Here is a 2408-nt window from a genome sequence, read left to right as displayed (position 1 = left end):
ATGTATATAGCGGAAGCAGCATAGCATGTGAAGTGGATGAGGATTGGGGATTAAAAGATAGGATAGTCCGGGGTCATACAATATTGCAGAAAGAGGATAGCAATAAGGATGCTTACTATTATATCCACAATGCCCACGGAGACATTACTGCTCTTACCGATGGTAGAGGAGAAGTGGTAAACAGATACAGTTATGATGCTTTTGGTAATATATCGGACTGCGTTGAGAAAGTAGATAACAGATTTAAGTACTCGGGGGAACTGCATGATCCTGTGACAGACCAGTATTACTTGAGGGCAAGATACTATAACCCAAGTATAGGTAGATTTATGCAGGAAGACACCTTCAGAGGTGACGGATTAAACTTATATACCTATGTTGCCAACAACCCTATAAATTACATTGACCCAACCGGTCACTGCAAAGAAGGTGTCGACTTTAGCAATGCTAATGTCAATGTTTTTGGTTTTATCCCAGCAGGGTTGAAGTGGATTTTGGACTTTACTAATAAAAATATTAAAAATAATACTAAAGAAGATACGGATGATCCTAAAATTATAATTGCTTGGTCATATGCTAGAGATGAACTTTTAGATTATAGAAATGCTAATGGTGAAACTGATTGGGATATTTTTACAAAAAAAGATTCCTTTGCGAGAGCAGCCTATACTCATAGGAAAGAATTAATTGAGCATGGTGTGGATGAAAATGATATAGTTGTAAGAAGGATAGACAGTGCAGAAGATTTAGAAGATGCTTGGAAGGAGTGGAAGGAATATAGCGGAGTTGCTCAACTACATATATATTCACATGGTTATCACGGTGGACCTGATATGGCAGGAGGTGGAGGAGGAGAATTTTTACTTCAAGCTCAAAAATTAAATTGGGAAAGTTATGGAGATTTGAAGTTGGAGCCATATGTTGTATTTTATGGATGTAAAACAGCAAACGGTGACTTTGCACAAGATTTTGCTGATAATCAACAAGTGACGGTATATGGCCAGACATATTATTCTTATTTTTCTAGAAATCCTAATGTAGTTATACCTATAAGAGATAAAAGTACGGAATTAAATGTTTATTTACGTTCATTTGAGATAGGAAAAGAAATTATGTCAAAATTTGATATATCTACTGGTTTGGTTAATACGGACGGATTAGGAAAACGTTTTGAACCGCAAAAAAATAACGAAGGGCTGGGTGAATGATTTTATGAGATTAAAGAAAGTAATTTGCTTGATTTTATCATTGCTAATTTTTTGCTCAATAGGAATACTTTATTTGAGAAAAGGCGTATTGGAAAGAAAAAAAATTTGGAGTATAATTAATTCTTTCACTAGTAAAGATATTCACTATTTAGATAATAGCTTTGAATCAACTACAATAATTGAATACCAAGAGCACCAAGATACTTATAATAATGTAAGGAAAAATGTGAATAAAGCATTTGAAAATAATTATTATATGATGTCACCAGATGCAATGTATATTGATAGAAAATTAGATAAGAAAGGAAAAGCAAATAGAATTAGATTAATTGGGTGGCCTAAATATAATAATAGATCCATTGAATTTACTATTACAGTTGAGTATATTACAAAGTGGAATGATATTAAGATTACGAAAATATCATCAGAGAATGAATTGTTTGGTAAAATATTCTTTGACAAATGACTATAACTATAATTGTGTGTTTTTAATCAAGCGGAGCAAAGATAGGAAAGGGTTGTTAGTTTTCTGTTTCAACTGTAAAGGATAAATCTAGACAGCAATATATGAAATAATAACGGGCCAATACATCAAGGGTTGACTCTTATATAACGTATAAATATAAATTATGAGATAGTGTAAAGTAGCATATGAAAAATGTGGCCTGGCACTATCGAGACAAAATGCACCTTGAAAAGTGAAGAATATACCAAAATTCTGCATTTACTCCACGATCCTATTGACAATGAGCCTCTGCCGACATGTTGCAGGCATCAGAGGCATCCCCCACACTGAACAAGGCAGAAGGGCTCTGAAGGTGGTTGATGCCGGCACGATAGCCTAATATGCCGGGCACTCATTATCAAGAGGCTTTCGCGGCATAAACGTTGCTACGGGACTTGCTTGGATAAAATCAATTGTTGAGAAAGCTCAATTAGTCTCTGCCACTTGCCCGGCATATTAGGAATGGATTCAAGTTCCGGGATAGAATTCAGCGGCTTCCAGTAGGTGTATGAATGGGGACGAAGGAAATTGTAATAGGCGACAAAGAGTGCAACATGAGTGTTTGAGTCAACGATATTCAGTAGAAACAGGATCATTATTGGTAAGACCGATAACTTGGAACAAATTGAAGTCCATGTTCTGCAACATGAATTGTTGTTGAGCAAGCTTGTAGGCAGTATAGCCGTCAGATGCGA

At 35.5% G+C, this 2408-nt stretch carries 2 protein-coding genes; both read left to right on the top strand.

The features are described from left to right. Nucleotides 1–1208 (top strand): RHS repeat-associated core domain-containing protein (locus tag EFD62_RS18180; RefSeq protein ID WP_235832705.1); only part of this gene is annotated, 1208 nt, incomplete at its 5' end. A gap of 4 nt (nucleotides 1209–1212) precedes the next feature. After that, nucleotides 1213–1674 (top strand): hypothetical protein, encoded by a 462-nt coding sequence (locus EFD62_RS17205; protein ID WP_069194486.1) that lies wholly within the window; start codon nucleotides 1213–1215, stop codon nucleotides 1672–1674. The last annotated feature ends 734 nt before the right edge of the window (nucleotides 1675–2408 follow it).

Source organism: Acetivibrio mesophilus, from assembly GCF_004102745.1.
Taxonomy (GTDB): domain Bacteria; phylum Bacillota; class Clostridia; order Acetivibrionales; family Acetivibrionaceae; genus Hungateiclostridium; species Hungateiclostridium mesophilum.
This window is presented reverse-complemented; position numbering and strand designations above follow the sequence as displayed.